10 protein-coding genes are annotated in these 14,563 nt (G+C 41.2%); 7 read left to right on the top strand and 3 right to left on the bottom strand.

The genetic code is table 11. The features are described 5' to 3' along the window. Genes CXF81_RS14720 through tldD form a run of 5 tightly spaced genes read left to right on the top strand, consistent with a single transcriptional unit; the run spans nt 1 to nt 8,177 of the window. Nucleotides 1–585, top strand: a complete 585-nt coding sequence (locus tag CXF81_RS14720) for a nucleoside triphosphate pyrophosphatase (protein WP_101182110.1) — start codon at nt 1–3, stop codon at nt 583–585. Further along, nucleotides 582–2,048, top strand: coding sequence for a ribonuclease G (gene rng, locus CXF81_RS14725; protein WP_101182111.1), 1,467 nt, complete (start codon nt 582–584; stop codon nt 2,046–2,048). Before CXF81_RS14720 ends, rng begins: the two co-directional genes overlap by 4 nt. Further along, on the top strand, nt 2,045–5,902 hold the full coding sequence (locus CXF81_RS14730) for a YhdP family protein (RefSeq protein WP_101182112.1): 3,858 nt from the start codon (nt 2,045–2,047) through the stop codon (nt 5,900–5,902). The genes rng and CXF81_RS14730 overlap by 4 nt, the downstream gene beginning before the upstream one ends. Further along, complete coding sequence (locus tag CXF81_RS14735) at nt 5,902–6,735, top strand: carbon-nitrogen hydrolase family protein (protein ID WP_101182113.1); 834 nt, start codon at nt 5,902–5,904, stop codon at nt 6,733–6,735. The genes CXF81_RS14730 and CXF81_RS14735 overlap by 1 nt, the downstream gene beginning before the upstream one ends. Continuing rightward, nucleotides 6,732–8,177 carry a metalloprotease TldD gene (gene tldD / locus CXF81_RS14740; protein ID WP_101182114.1) on the top strand — a complete coding sequence of 482 codons (1,446 nt, stop codon included), beginning with the start codon at nt 6,732–6,734 and terminating at the stop codon, nt 8,175–8,177. The genes CXF81_RS14735 and tldD overlap by 4 nt, the downstream gene beginning before the upstream one ends. A gap of 46 nt (nt 8,178–8,223) precedes the next feature. Here the strand turns inward: tldD and CXF81_RS14745 are convergent, their stop codons facing one another. Together CXF81_RS14745 and CXF81_RS14750 are read right to left on the bottom strand one after the other, a co-directional pair. Beyond that, nucleotides 8,224–8,973, bottom strand: a complete 750-nt coding sequence (locus CXF81_RS14745) for an MBL fold metallo-hydrolase (RefSeq protein ID WP_101182339.1) — start codon at nt 8,971–8,973, stop codon at nt 8,224–8,226. A 118-nt stretch (nt 8,974–9,091) separates the two neighbouring features. Beyond that, nucleotides 9,092–9,388 carry a YebG family protein gene (locus CXF81_RS14750; protein WP_101182115.1) on the bottom strand — a complete coding sequence of 99 codons (297 nt, stop codon included), beginning with the start codon at nt 9,386–9,388 and terminating at the stop codon, nt 9,092–9,094. 337 nt (nt 9,389–9,725) lie between these two features. Between CXF81_RS14750 and CXF81_RS14755 the strand changes: the two genes are divergently transcribed. Beyond that, complete coding sequence (locus CXF81_RS14755; protein WP_369828713.1) at nt 9,726–10,292, top strand: HAD family hydrolase; 567 nt, start codon at nt 9,726–9,728, stop codon at nt 10,290–10,292. A gap of 127 nt (nt 10,293–10,419) precedes the next feature. Beyond that, complete coding sequence (locus CXF81_RS14760; RefSeq protein WP_101182117.1) at nt 10,420–12,147, top strand: helix-turn-helix domain-containing protein; 1,728 nt, start codon at nt 10,420–10,422, stop codon at nt 12,145–12,147. A gap of 13 nt (nt 12,148–12,160) precedes the next feature. Here the strand turns inward: CXF81_RS14760 and CXF81_RS14765 are convergent, their stop codons facing one another. Then, nucleotides 12,161–14,392, bottom strand: a complete 2,232-nt coding sequence (locus tag CXF81_RS14765; RefSeq protein ID WP_101182118.1) for a GspE/PulE family protein — start codon at nt 14,390–14,392, stop codon at nt 12,161–12,163. Nucleotides 14,393–14,563 lie beyond the last annotated feature (171 nt).

Consider the following 14,563-nt stretch of genomic DNA (forward strand, 5'->3'; position numbering starts at 1 on the left):
ATGCCTAACTTGAGTGACTTACCTAAAGTCATCCTAGCGTCGGCCTCCAGCCGTCGCCATGCACTTCTATCGTACCTGCTTAGCGATTTTGAGATCCAAATGGCTGACATCGATGAAACGCCTTTTTCAGGTGAGTTGCCCGAGGCTCTTGTTCGCCGGTTAGCCAATTCAAAAGCGCATTCAATATGGCTTAAAAATCCAGATTCGATAGTTATTGGGGCTGATACTATTGTTACCTTAGGTGATGAAATTTTTGGTAAACCACTCAGCCAAAATGATAGTATGAGAGTCTTAAAAAAGTTATCTAGACAGCGTCATATTGTTATGACGAGTGTCGCAATGTTTGGTGCAGATAAAAAAATATCGAAAGTGGTGAAAACTGAAGTCGAATTTACTAGTCTGTCTGAGAAGCAAATAAACGCCTATTGGCAAACGGGCGAGCCCCAAGACAAGGCTGGTAGTTACGCTATTCAGGGCATAGGCGGCAAATTCGTCAAACAAATTAATGGCAGCTATAGCAACGTTGTTGGGCTACCTTTAGTTGAAACACAATTAATGTTAGCACAAATGGGAATACATGAATGAGCGCAGAACTGTTAATTAATGTGACGCCATCGGAATCCAGAGTGGCTTTAATCGAGAATGGTATTCTACAAGAAATTCACATCGAAAGGCACACGAAAAGAGGCTTAGTAGGGAATATTTATCGCGGCAAAGTCAGTCGGGTGTTGCCTGGGATGCAAGCCGCCTTTGTTGATATTGGCTTGGATAAGGCTGCATTTTTACATGCCTCGGACATTGCAGTACATGATGAAATTGCGGTTGAAGTATCTGAAACTGTCATAGAAAAAAAAGACATAAGAGAATTAGTTAGAGATGGTCAGGACATTGTTGTTCAGGTCGTCAAAGATCCTCTCGGCACCAAAGGCGCACGTTTAACAACAGACATTACGTTACCTTCGCGCTATTTGGTATTTATGCCTAATGTCACGCATGTCGGTATTTCACAACGTATCGAGGATGCATCAGAACGTGAGCGCTTAAAGAGCTTAGTTGAATCCTTGTGTGATGAAAATGGCGGCTTTATTTTACGCACGGCAGCGGAAGGTGTCTCTGAAACTGAACTGCATCAAGATGCCGATTTTTTACGTCGTTTGTGGGCAAAAATTCAATCACGTCTTAAACTTAAAAAAACCCATGTGTTGTATGAAGATTTACCATTAGCACGTCGTGTATTAAGAGATTTTGTTGGCACAGAATTAGATCGCATTCGAATTGATTCAAAGTTATCTTTTACCGAATTGCAGCAGTTCACCAAAGACTATGTTCCAGAACTCAGTGATAAACTTGAATACTATACAGGTGAACGCCCCATTTTCGATTTATATGATGTTGAAAATGAGGCTCAACGCATACTGGAAAGGCGAGTTGATCTTAAATCAGGCGGTTATCTAATTATCGATCAAACCGAAGCTATGACAACGATAGATATCAATACGGGCGCTTTTGTTGGTCATCGTAATTTAGAAGAAACCATCTTTAATACCAATATTGAAGCCACATTGTCCATTGCTAGGCAACTGCGTTTGCGCAACTTAGGTGGCATGATACTTATCGATTTTATCGACATGATGGAACAAGATCACAAAAGACGTGTCCTACATAGTCTAGAGGGCGCAATGAGCAAAGATCGAGCAAAGTCGAATATTCATGGTTTCACTGCCTTGGGTTTAATCGAAATGACTCGCAAGCGCACCAGAGAAAGCCTTGAGCATATTTTATGTGGTGAATGTCCGGCATGCAAAGGACGCGGCAGTATCAAAACAGTTGAAACCATTTGTTTTGAAATAATGCGTGAAATTGTCAGAGTGAATCGCGCTTACGAAGCGGATAAATTCGTCGTTTATGCATCGTCCATTGTTGCTGATGCACTTCTAGGTGAGGAATCTCATATGTTGGCCGAATTGGAAGTCTTCGTGTCCAAGCAAATTAAAATACAAACGGAGTTGTTGTATCATCAAGACAAATTTGATGTGGTAATGATGTGAATAGACTGTCAAGTGTAGCAACTTATATTGTTCGAAAAATATGGACACTCATTGCGATTACGCTAGTTTTATTCGCGCTTTTGATGAGCCTGCTACGCTATTCTTTGCCGTTACTAAACGACAAAAAACAAATTTTTGAAGACTATGCACAAACAAAATATGGCGTCGGTCTGCAAATTAAATCGATTTCTGCTTCTTGGCAGGGCGTTGGTCCTGCGCTCGTGCTCGAAGGTGTTACCCTTGAACAGAGTGAAAATTCACCTATTCAGTTGAATATCAGAGATATTTATATCCAAATTGATTTTTGGGATTCGTTGATAACGCGTCAAGTCTCGTCAAAAAGCTTTAGTTTGGATGGTTTGTCATTAGATATTGATTTACAACAAATTCAAACCTCAGGCAATGACTTTCCAATTCTTGATGCCTTGGAAGGGCTTTTTCTTGAGCAATTACAAACCTTTTCCTTGGTTAATAGTGAAGTAACAATTAGCGGGGAAAACAACCGTCAATCTTTTAATATCGCTAATTTATCGTGGATAAATAAAGGAGAACGTCATCAAGGATCTGGGCTTATTACGGTGTCTGAGATTGCAACCAATTCAGCGGTTTTTGTCATTGATCTAAAAGGTCGAGCCGATAATTTTGATGGAACTATTTATGCGAAAGCTGATGAATTGGATATATCGCCTTGGATCAATGAGTTTTCTGCTCTGGAGAGCGAATTGCTTGAGGGCAGAGCAAACTTTGAGTTTTGGGCTGATATTAATCGTAAAACTATTACGAAGGTGTACGGCAATATAAAACCAACCAGATTTATTTGGAAGCAAGATGAAGTTGACCTAACTAGTGGCATAGAATCAGGCGTGTTTGTCGCCCAGCCAGTGGATAATAAATGGCTGTTTAACGTCAACGATCTCACTGTCTCCGTTTATGACAAAACCATAATGACGAATTGGAAAGGGTCTATTTCCAAAAAGGGCGAATTGCAAGTTCAAGCTGCAGATAGCTTCGCCATAACACCGCTACTGCCAATCGTTGGCTTGTTCAATAGTAATTTACTCGAACATCTTAAAGATCTTAAACCAACCAGTACAATTTCAGATCTAGCTATTCAAAAAAGGCCCACAGGCGTTGCTGCACATTTTAATATAAACGACATTCAGTGGAGTTCTAGTCAACAAGTGCCTGGACTTTCAAGTTTAGATGCTGAATTTTCATGGCAAAAAAATACGGGTGCTATTCATGTATTGGGTAATAATATTGAGATAAAGGCTAACAAAATTTTTGCGCAAACCTTAAATATCGACAGTATTGATTTGCCCATTCAATTTTATCAAACCGATGATACTTGGATTATTTCTTCAACATCGGGTGCCATCGAGCTACCTGAAACTTCTATTAAGCCTACGTTTGAATATCAGGTTAATAATGACTTTTTATCTCTTGCTACTGATGTTGGTGAATTAGATGTATCGCATATTCGACGGTTTTTGCCATTGGAACCCTATCTTGGTGAAGGTGTTAGTCAGTATCTCAATGATGCCTTTTATGCTCAAGGTAAAATAGTAGGAGCTCAACTACTTTGGCATGGTAAGTTGAGTCAATTTCCGTTTACGCAAAATCAAGGCATCTTTCAAGCGAGTGTAGCAATACAAAATGCAGACTTTTCTTTTAGTCGCAGTTGGCCGAGCGTCAATGGCTTGGATATTGATTTGAGCTTTGAAAACTTGGGCTTATCAATGCAGAGTTCGGCGGCGACTATTGGAAGCTTGGAAGTACTAGATCTAAAAGGCTACATTCCATTATTTATTGCGGGCGCTGATCTTATTATTGAAGCGACGGCGACTGGCTCGGGCGATGATGTTTCGAAATTACTTACCAATAGCAGTTTGTCGGATGGCTTAGGAAAGATATTAAGTACAGATATTATCGTGAGCAACGATTTAACCACAAGACTTTCGTTATACATTCCTCTTGATGCTCCGCAGCAGACATCGGCCAGCGGCATTGTTACCTTGGTCGACAATTTTGTGCAAATTCCAAGTTTGTTAATAGACTTAGAGAATGTCGATGGACGCATAACATTCGACAATGATAACGTCACTTTTTCTGCTCTACAGGCCAATTTGCTTGGACAAGCTATTGTTGCTGATTTCAACGGTGCTAATATCAATAACGAATATCGTTTTGATGTATCGGTCGATGGAAATTGGGACTTAAAGCCGTTATTCCCGTTTGTAAGTGATGAATTGGGCGACTATGTGAATGGAAGAGCGACATGGAGCTCGGCTATCAACGTTGCGATAGGAAAAGAAGACTTTTCTTATATGGCTACATTGTTTACTAAATTAGATGAAGTCAGTTCTAGGTTACCAGCCCCCTTTGACAAAAAACAAGGAGATAACAAAACAATCAAGCTTAACGCTAGCGGTAATACACAAGCCTCAACTATAAAACTTGCCTTTGGTGAACAGATCCGCTTTGACGGTATTTTACCGCATAAAGAAATGCAGTTTAGTCGAGCGCATCTAGCGATTGGAGAAACTGATTTTGTTGGCAGAGGTGTGGGTTTTAGTGTCAGTGCGAAGTTACCAAAAATATACTTGGCTACTTGGTATCAGAGCATTTCAGCTCTACTCGCCGGTGTTTCTGATGATAATTCATCAGATCGAAAACCAATATTGGCCGCACCGCAACGTATTTTTATTGAAACTGAAAATTTGATTTTTGCAGGCCAAGCCCTGACCGATGTAAACGTGGCAGTAAAAACCACTAACAACGACTGGATACTTGATGTTTTGTCTGATGAAGCCAAAGCACAAATAATATTTCATAATCGTTGGATAGAGGAAGGAATTGAAATAGATGCTGACTTCGTCCGGTTTGATACATGGGTGGAGCAAGACAATCAGCCACGGCCCGAAATAGAACCGCAATCATTGCCTCGCATTAGAATTAATTGCAAAGAATGCCAAGTATTCGGTAATCATCTAGGCGAAATTAAGTTTGAGAGTTTTCCTAACAATGACGGTTTGAGAATAGAAGATATTCAAATCAATGGCCCGAACGGCAATATTCGTGCAAACGGCCAGTGGTATAACCGTAACGATGATCACTATACCTTCATTAATGGTGATTTAAAAAGCGAAGATTTTGGTGCGTTTTTAAAAGATTTTCAATTTGACTCTGGGATCAAAGACAGTGGAGCAGATATGGATTTTGCGTTTACTTGGAAAGCGTCTCCATTCGACTTTTCATTTGACCACTTAGATGGTGAAATGCAGTGGCAATTATCAGATGGTTATATAACTGAAGTCAGTGACAAAGGCTCACGCATCTTCACACTTTTGAGTTTAGATTCACTTGTTCGGAAATTAAGTTTAGATTTCAGAGATGTGTTTGCTAAAGGTTTCTTTTATGATGAGATGCAAGGCAGCTTACAAATTACAGAGGGCAAAGCAGATACCCGAGATACCAAGATAGATGGTGGAGCCGGTGAGATGGAAATTTATGGCTACACAGATTTGGTGGCTAAAGAGCTTAATTATAATGTGAGTTTTACCCCAAATGTAACCGGTAACCTGCCAGTGTTGGTCTACTTTATGGTTAATCCACCTACCGCGCTGGCGGCGTTGGCTCTAGATCAAGTTTTAACATCGGCTAAAGTGATTTCCAACGTCAATTATAGTATTACAGGCACTTTAGAGGCTCCTATACTAATCGAAACAGGAAGAGAGAGCACAGAAGTGGCGCTGCCAGCAAGAAGAGATCCATTGCCTGAAGTTGATAATAATTTTATGCCGCCAACCAAGGAAGACACACTAATGATGGAAGTGAACGATGGTGCTGAGTAATGACTGACCTAGTCGCCATTCAAATAACCTCGACACCGAGCATCGAACAAAATTTGGCATTGATTGAACGACAACTACTCCAGCTGCACGACAAGCAGCAGTTGGTCGTTTTACCCGAGTGTTTTGCTTTCTTCGGTGCCCGCGATAAGAAACAAGTCGATATTGCCGAAACTCTTGATGATGGACCAATACAGGCTGCGTTGTCGGCGTTCGCAAAGCGCTATAATAAGTGGATTGTCGCCGGTACGCTACCAATCAAACCTTTCAAAAGTGACGTTGTGACCGCTGAGGCCTCGAAATTCTATGCGGCGAGTTTGGTTTATAACAACGAAGGTGTGGTTGTTAGCCGTTATGACAAAATTCATTTATTTGATGTCAATGTTAATGACAACATAGGTCACTATGAGGAGTCCGCAACGACCTTACCTGGTGAAAATGTGGTTACTTTCGAGAGTCCTTGGGGCACTGTGGGTCAGATAGTTTGTTATGACCTGCGTTTCCCAGAGCTAATTCAAAAAATGCCGCAGCTTGACATATTAGTCGTTCCCAGTGCATTTACGTGCCGCACCGGTGAGGCTCACTGGCACCCCTTGTTGCAAGCTCGGAGTATCGAAAATCAGTGTTATGTAGTAGCATCTGACCAAACTGGCGTTCATAATAATGGACGCGAAACCTATGGAAATAGTTGTATTTATTCTCCATGGGGAGAATTACTTGCTAATCTACCGAGTCGTCAAGGTTGGATTGCAGCTAAATATGACAATGCATTATTGCTTAATATTCGCAAAGAAATGCCAATACAACAACATAAACATAATAGGAAACAATTTTGAGCCAATCTGTCGAACACAATCTTCTTACGGCCTCAGGGATTGACAAAAATAGGCTCTCTTGTTTATTAGAGGATGTGTTTTCGCATCAAGCCAATTTTGCCGATCTATACTTTCAGTCGAGTCAGCATGAGAGCTGGGTATTGGAAGATGGGATTGTTAAAGACGGTAGTTACAATATAGAGAGAGGCGTTGGTGTCCGTGTGATATCCGGTGAAAAAACGGGATTTGCTTACTCTGATGAAATTTCAAGTCGTGCTTTAGTAGATGCTTGCAAGGCTGCTAAGGGAATAGCACCTGCTGGAGGTATACAAAGGGTCGATGCGTTTACTGCTGTGAACCATAAGTCATTATACACTGAAAAAAATCCAATTTTGAGCATGCAAGATAGTGCCAAAATTACGCTTCTACAAACCGTAGATCGCTACATTAGAAAAACGGCTCCGCACGCAACTCAAGTGGTTGTTAGTTTAAGCGGTGTTTATGAAGAGGTATTAGTTGCGGCCACTGATGGTACTTTTGCAACTGATATTCGCCCACTTATTCGCTTAAACTGCTCGGTGTTACTTGAAAAAGAGGGCAAACGAGAGCGTGGAAGCGCAGGTGCGGGTGGACGTCGCACCTACGATTACTTTGAAAGTATCGTCAAGGACAATAAACCGTTATATGAACAGCTTGCAGATGAAGCGATACATATGGCCGAAGTCAATTTAGCTGCTGTTCCAGCACCCGCAGGAAAAATGCCGGTTGTTCTTGGCAGTGGTTGGCCCGGTGTGCTTTTACATGAAGCTGTTGGCCACGGACTTGAAGGGGATTTCAATCGCAAAGGTGCGTCAACATTTAGTGGGCGTATGGGGCAGCAAGTGGCAGCTAAAGGCGTCACCGTTATTGATGATGGCACGATGGTAGACCGTCGCGGATCATTATCAGTTGATGATGAAGGCGTGCCGACTCAGCGCAACGTGCTTATTGAAGATGGCGTGTTAAAGGGTTACATGCAAGACAAGCACAACGCTTCCTTAATGGGCTTAAGCCCCACTGGCAATGGACGACGCGAAAGCTATGCACATTTGCCAATGCCGCGCATGACAAATACCTATATGCTCGCGGGTAAGCATAGCCCCGAAGATATTATTGCATCAGTAGAGAGAGGCATTTATGCTCCTAACTTTGGTGGTGGTCAGGTCGATATTACTTCTGGCAAATTTGTATTCTCTACTTCTGAAGCTTACTTAATCGTAAATGGGAAAGTAACTACACCAATAAAAGGCGCAACGCTAATTGGTAACGGACCTGAAGTTATGAAGCAAATTTCTATGATAGGAAATGACTTATCATTAGATATGGGTATCGGTGTTTGTGGTAAAGATGGACAATCACTGCCTGTCGGTGTTGGGCAACCGACTCTGAAAGTGGATAAACTCACCGTAGGCGGAACCGCCTAAGCAATTCATTTCATAATAGGGGCTAGGATTTACTTCTTGGTCCCAGTTATCTTCCCAGTAACTTTCTCTTGATCATTCTGATCACCGCTACTTTATTTGTCTCTGGGGATATTGGCGCCTTGTTAAGTAAATCGGCATAGTCATGGTCGGTAAGCTTCAACTCACTTACATGCGCCATCATAACCGAATTTGGCTGCAATGCTTGTAGCTTTAAAAGAGACTGTTTGTAGAGCTCTGGTATGTAAACTGGAAAAGGAGGAGACAGTTTGTTTTTGACTTTAACAATGAGATCGGCGACATAAATACGCTTGCTTGGTGTATGCATAATCGATAGGTCTCTATCGGTATGTCCAGGAGTTTCGAACACTTGCCAATCATCAAAGCCGGGAACGGTTTGACTATCACCTAATGTCACGTCTGGATGCAAATGTGCTGGATACCAAATATTCTTCCTTGGCCGTTTCATTTTACCGGCTACCCAGAGTGCAAGCATAATATCGATAGCGTGAGCAAATCGGCCTTTGACACCTCTATACCATTGTCCCTCGCGCTTACAACTGACAATTTTGCAATTTGTTACCTTTCTCAAATAATGCGCGCAGCCAGCATGATCAGGATGCATGTGAGTAACAATGACGACTTTTAAGTCAGTCAGTGGACGTTTAAGCTCCTGTGTGAAAAACGTCTGCAATGTTTTAAAGTCGGCTTTGGAGCAACCGTCTAGTAACATGCACTTATCGGGATATTCAACTAAAAAGATGTTTTGTATAAACCCTTTTAATACATGAATTTTCATTGCAAACAGCACTCAACAAACTGATCATACCAGTTTTAATCCTACTCTTTTATCTGCTGACTCACTAATTTTTTTGGTGATGGTTACTTATTAGTGAGGGCAGTCTTTTAGGGTTGTACTATTTTTTTTTCTTTGCTGAGGATAATTCTACTACTTCGGCTGATTCGACTTCAAGAATACCGTCAACTTCACCCCCCTTCATTATCTTCATGACAGACTCTTTATTTTTGGATAACAGAATGCCTAACTCTTCAGAAATTGCTTCATCAAGCTCAATACCTTTGGCTGCTAAATAAGCACTAAGGTTGTCGGCAACCTCTAACATTTTGTCGTACTTATCAGCCTCTTTCTTATCTGTTGTCACCAATTTCTCAACTCCTTTATGCTGAACCACATACTGAGTGATAACTGCCATAATGGCCTCCATGATTTTTAATAAATAAAACTAAGAGTTACACTATACATATAATCACTGTATAAATAAACAGTTTATTGAGTGCATTGCTAGCCTAGATCTAGGTGAGCAATACCTTATATAAATAGATGTTAATACATTTGAACTATTACGCGGTTTGTACAGAACAAGTGTTGTTAATGTTTATTTGTGCAGTGTATTTATTAAGTGTATTTATTAAGTGGTTATATTAGTACTGACGCTAACTTATTTGTAATGATTTTTTGCATACGAAATTATACAGTCTAATCTGGTCAATAAATCTCTACTTTTTTAAAAATAGCGATAGGAGTGGTATATCAAATTTCAATTTACTCAGGTTAAAGGCATCATTTTTGATTTGGACGATACTCTGGTGCAAACAGGTCTGGATTTCGCTGCAATTAAGCGCGATATAGGCTGTCCAGTTAAAGAGGATATTCTCACTTTTATTAGCAATTTGTCTTGTTCTAAACAACAAAGCGAAGCAAATAGAATTGTTCTTGAACATGAACTGCATGACGCACAGACGTCAGTTTGGTTACCCGGCGCTGAGGCTTTTGTTGAGGTAGCAAGACAACATGCGTTGCCTCTGGCGATTGTGACTCGTAATTGCAGGCAGGCAACTGAGCTCAAACTGAACAGGAATAATATTGGCATCGACATCGTTATTACTCGTGAAGACGCTCCCGCTAAACCAGACCCGACGGCGTTACTTAGCATTGCTGATTGTTGGCGAATCGCAACTCATGAAATTGCTTATTTGGGTGATTATATCTATGACATTCAAGCCGCTCATAATGCAGATATGCAGGCTTGGTTATACACCTACCAAGCAGGTATTAGTGACTACAAAACGTGCTTGTCCTATATCAAAAAAACTTAAGACCTCGGATTTCAGAGTCCTGAGAGCTGCCTTCAGATATACCCTTCCTTTGATCAGTTGTTTATAGCGTGCTAAGTTAGCAATATGTATTAATGAATAAGCGCTTATTTAGTACAGGGAAGGTCGTATGTTTAGTGAACAAGTTAGTTACTCAAATGGGTATTTCTACTCACTTCTTGGCTTTGTGATATGCAGCCTTATTCTCTTGTTACTTGCTATTATTTTCTACTCTTTTTATAAAAAGCTGCTTTTAAAATACCAACACCTGATCCAAGAATTTAACACCCTTAACACTCGAAAAAAAGAAATATTGGATACGCTTAATTTTCAGCAAATTAGCGTGACTAATATTGGTGCAACAATTCAGTCGGTGATTACCGAGGAGTTTGAACAGCAAAACAGCGCACTGTTTTACGCCAACGAAGACAGTGAGCGAAGAGAGTCAAAAAAACACAACTGGCGTAAAGTATCGGAATTAGCTGAGCGACTCGCCTACTTTACATTACGAAATCAGAAAAGAGACGGCATTGATATTGCGGTTAGCACTAAATTGGTGTTTGCAGACAACGAAATGATGCTGAATGCGATACTCGCTCCGAAAGGTCAGCAGTTGGACCTTTTACAACAGGGCCATAGTATGCTCAATATACCTAAAGGGATGCTGGATAAAATAGTCAGAGGTTTGATACTACACGCCTCAAAAGTCGCACATCCAAAAACCACATTGAGCCTTCGTTGTGATGCTTGTGTCACTAGTTTTAATTTTAGTGTGACGGCCTGGGGTAAGGGAATAAGTAGCCAAGAAATTCATAATATTCATTTGTCTGTGCGCACTAATCCACGCTTCCATAATGCTAAACGAGCTGAAGACAATGAAGGTGATTTAAATTTAGCCAGTATTTACAGACTTGTTATCCAGTTTGGCGGTTCCGTCAAACTAGTCAGTGCTCTCAATTATACCACCGTGATTTATGTCTCTTTACCTGCAAGTTTCAGTGCTATAGCATCAGATAATATGGAACCTGCAGTGGTTCATGAGTCTCATCAAATAGGCACTTTAGAGCCTGTTGAACGCGGCAAACCGAAAGTGCTGATTATCGACCAAAATGAAACCAGTCAGATGATAATGCACAGAGCATTGCAATCAAACTATCTATGTTTTGCCTGCATAACACCTTTGGAGTCGATGCAGCTAATACACAAATTGCAGCCGTCAGTTATTTTGCTAGACCAAATATTGCCGGACATGGATCCCTTAGAGTTGATTAAACTCATTCGAGAAAATCCACAATCCGAAAATATACCGATAGTCATTAGCTGCGGTATCGCCGCTCAAAGTTTTAGGTTGTCGGCCCTAAGGTTAGGTGCCTGTTATATTATAGAAAAACCATTAAGGCCAACAGAATTGCAATTAACGGTTACTGGTTTAATCGAGCAGCAACAGCGAGTCGAAGAAAAAGTAGGAGAAAAGCTATCCGAATATCATCGTCAGCAACTTGATGTACCCCAAGCGGCTACTTTTGATAACGATAAAGGTAGAAGTTTCATTATTCGTTTTAATAAAATGATGGCCGAAAATTTTGCCAATGATCAATTCACTCGTGAAATTGCGGCCCACCATATGAATGTTTGTTTACGGACTTTGAATAGAAGGTTAAGTGAGTATTACTCACATAACTTTAAAGAGCATTTAAAAAAATATCGACTAGAGAAGGCGAAAAATCTACTAAATAAAGGCTATACAATCAATGAAGCTTCGTTAGAGGTGGGTTTTAGTTCAGCCTCTTACTTTAGTACTTGTTTTAAAGCAGAGTATGGTTTTGCGCCATCAAGACTGGTGGCGCAATTTGCATAAGCAAAGGTTTACATTAATGAACACCGCCACCTAATATTTGCACTTGGGCAATATCAGTATCGCCTTTCAATAGTTTAAGAATGGCATCTTGGATTAGCGTTCTCATGCCATCCGTTGCTGCTTGTGCTTTCATTTCCGGAACTGACGCTTCTTTGTAAACCATCCCTCTTAATTCGTTCGACATGCCGAGTAATTCGTGAACCCCCGTTCTGCCTTTATAACCTGTGCCGCCACAAGTATCGCAACCTGCTCCACGAGTGAGCTCGATGTCAGCATCAAAATCTATTTTTAATTCATCCAAATAGCTTTCACCATATTGGCGTCGAATAAATGCTTTGTCATCAACACTGGCGTTGTACGTTTCTTTACAGTCAGGACATATGGTTCTAATTAAACGCTGCGCTAATATACCCACACAAGCGTCGGCAAAGTTAACGGGATCCAAACCTAAATCGAGTAAACGCGTAATAGTTTCAGGTGCGGAGTTAGTATGCAGAGTTGATAATACTAAGTGACCCGTTAACGACGCTTCAATACCAGCATGCGCAGTCTCTTTATCACGCATCTCACCTATCAGTATTATGTCTGGGTCGGCACGCAAGAATGCTCTCAACGCATTAGCAAAGGTAAAGCCAATTTTGGGCGCTACTTGCACTTGCTGTAGTCCCGGCTGAGTAATTTCCACCGGATCTTCAGCAGTCCAAATCTTCTTATCAGGTGTATTCAGATAGCCCAACACAGCGTGTAACGTGGTGGTTTTTCCAGAGCCTGTGGGTCCCACAACGAGAAGAATGCCGTGTGGATTTTTAATCATGAGTTCTAACATGTCCATATTGCGCGGCGACAAATTCATCTTGCCAATAGGCATTGCACCCCCTGTCGCCAATATACGCATAACAACACCTTCACCAGCAATGGTGGGGATTGTGGCAACACGTACCTCGACAGGCTGACCAGACATCTTAAAGGTTAACTTACCATCTTGTGGCACGCGCTTTTCTGCGATATTCATGCTCGCCATGATTTTTATCCGCGCAACTACCGCATTATGGTGGGAACCAGGTACTTGATTGATGTCACGTATGACACCATCAACACGCATTCTTACGCGAGTAGGTGCACCCTTCTCAGGATCAACATGAATATCAGACGCGTTTAATCTTTTGGCATCATGTAATACACGACTAACCAATCGAACAACGGCGGGGGCGTCATCAGCAAGATCATCTCCCAGATCTTCAATTTCTTCACCGCTTGTACCAATTTCATCCAGAATTTCGTCTAGTTCACCGGGTCCAGACCCGCCTATATTGGCGCCTAGGTACTGCAAAATATGAGTTGGAAGGCCAACCGCAATTTCATAACTATCAATGCCTAACGCGCTTTCTATTTCCATTAAGAGCGTGGCGTTATTAGGCTCAGCCATCAACACAATAGGACTGTCATTAATATCCGATACAACGGCTACGTGATTGCGCTTCAAATAAGATAGATTGAGTCTGCTATCGCTCTGATACAAATGATACTTATCAGGCATATACCCGATAAAGGGGACTTGATAATGCACCGATATGGCGTTGCCAATCTCATCTTCAGCGATGCGCTGTTCTGATATAAGGCGTTGAATAACTTGTTTAGTAGTGGCTTGGTTTTCTGATAGTTCGTCGATAATTTTTTGCGACGTGAGTCCTCTATGAATTAAATATTCGAATTGATGTTTAGTGCCACCTAATTCATATCGGAATTTATCACCGAGTATTTGTGCAACCTTAACCGCAATTTCTACGTCTTTATCGTTGAATGGTGAATCATTTTTGTTAATAATTTGCATGACACCCATCAATACATCGGCATTAATAACGGGGACACACAGTATATTACGGGTTTTGAAAGTACCTGACTTGTCGAATTGTCCTGCAAACCTAAGCCTTGGATGCACTGAAGCTAGCTGCTCAGCGTTATAAGGATCGTCTATCACTAGCGGGCGTTGCGCTAATGCGACATAACCGGCAATGGAGAGTGGGCTTATCGGTACTTTAATTTGTTTGGTTTCTTTTCCGGTTTTAAATCGGGCTACCAGATCTTGATGTTGCCGTCTGCGTTGAAACAAGCTCATCCGTTGCGCGCCAAAAATCTGTAATATGATAGGCTCAACTTGTGCGTAAGCAGCCATCAGTGTTGGATGCGCATCCAACTGAGCTTGCAGGTTATCTATGGCTGGTTGATGCGCCGTACTTTCAATCATATAAAATCTTTTTTCCTCGATATGCGATTATCATAGAGTGATACCGCTTGTAGACCCAGACTAAATTTGAATACATACGTATAGCTAAGCTATCGGCAACGTTGCAAAAAATCGTGATTTTTTCTTAATTTGCAGCAAATTAGCTGCACTTTTGAGCAATTAACTCTTACT

The sequence above is a fragment of the Glaciecola sp. 33A genome, from assembly GCF_002836745.1.
Taxonomy (GTDB): Bacteria; Pseudomonadota; Gammaproteobacteria; order Enterobacterales; family Alteromonadaceae; genus Glaciecola.

Coding starts and splice junctions, on each gene's coding strand:
- CXF81_RS14720 (WP_101182110.1), top strand. CDS start 1: ATGCCTAACTTGAGTGACTTACCTAAAGTCATCCTAGCGTCGGCCTCC.
- CXF81_RS14750 (WP_101182115.1), bottom strand. CDS start 9,388: ATGGCAGTTATCACTCAGTATGTGGTTCAGCATAAAGGAGTTGAGAAA.
- rng (WP_101182111.1), top strand. CDS start 582: ATGAGCGCAGAACTGTTAATTAATGTGACGCCATCGGAATCCAGAGTG.
- CXF81_RS14735 (WP_101182113.1), top strand. CDS start 5,902: ATGACTGACCTAGTCGCCATTCAAATAACCTCGACACCGAGCATCGAA.
- CXF81_RS14765 (WP_101182118.1), bottom strand. CDS start 14,392: ATGATTGAAAGTACGGCGCATCAACCAGCCATAGATAACCTGCAAGCT.
- CXF81_RS14745 (WP_101182339.1), bottom strand. CDS start 8,973: ATGAAAATTCATGTATTAAAAGGGTTTATACAAAACATCTTTTTAGTT.
- CXF81_RS14760 (WP_101182117.1), top strand. CDS start 10,420: ATGTTTAGTGAACAAGTTAGTTACTCAAATGGGTATTTCTACTCACTT.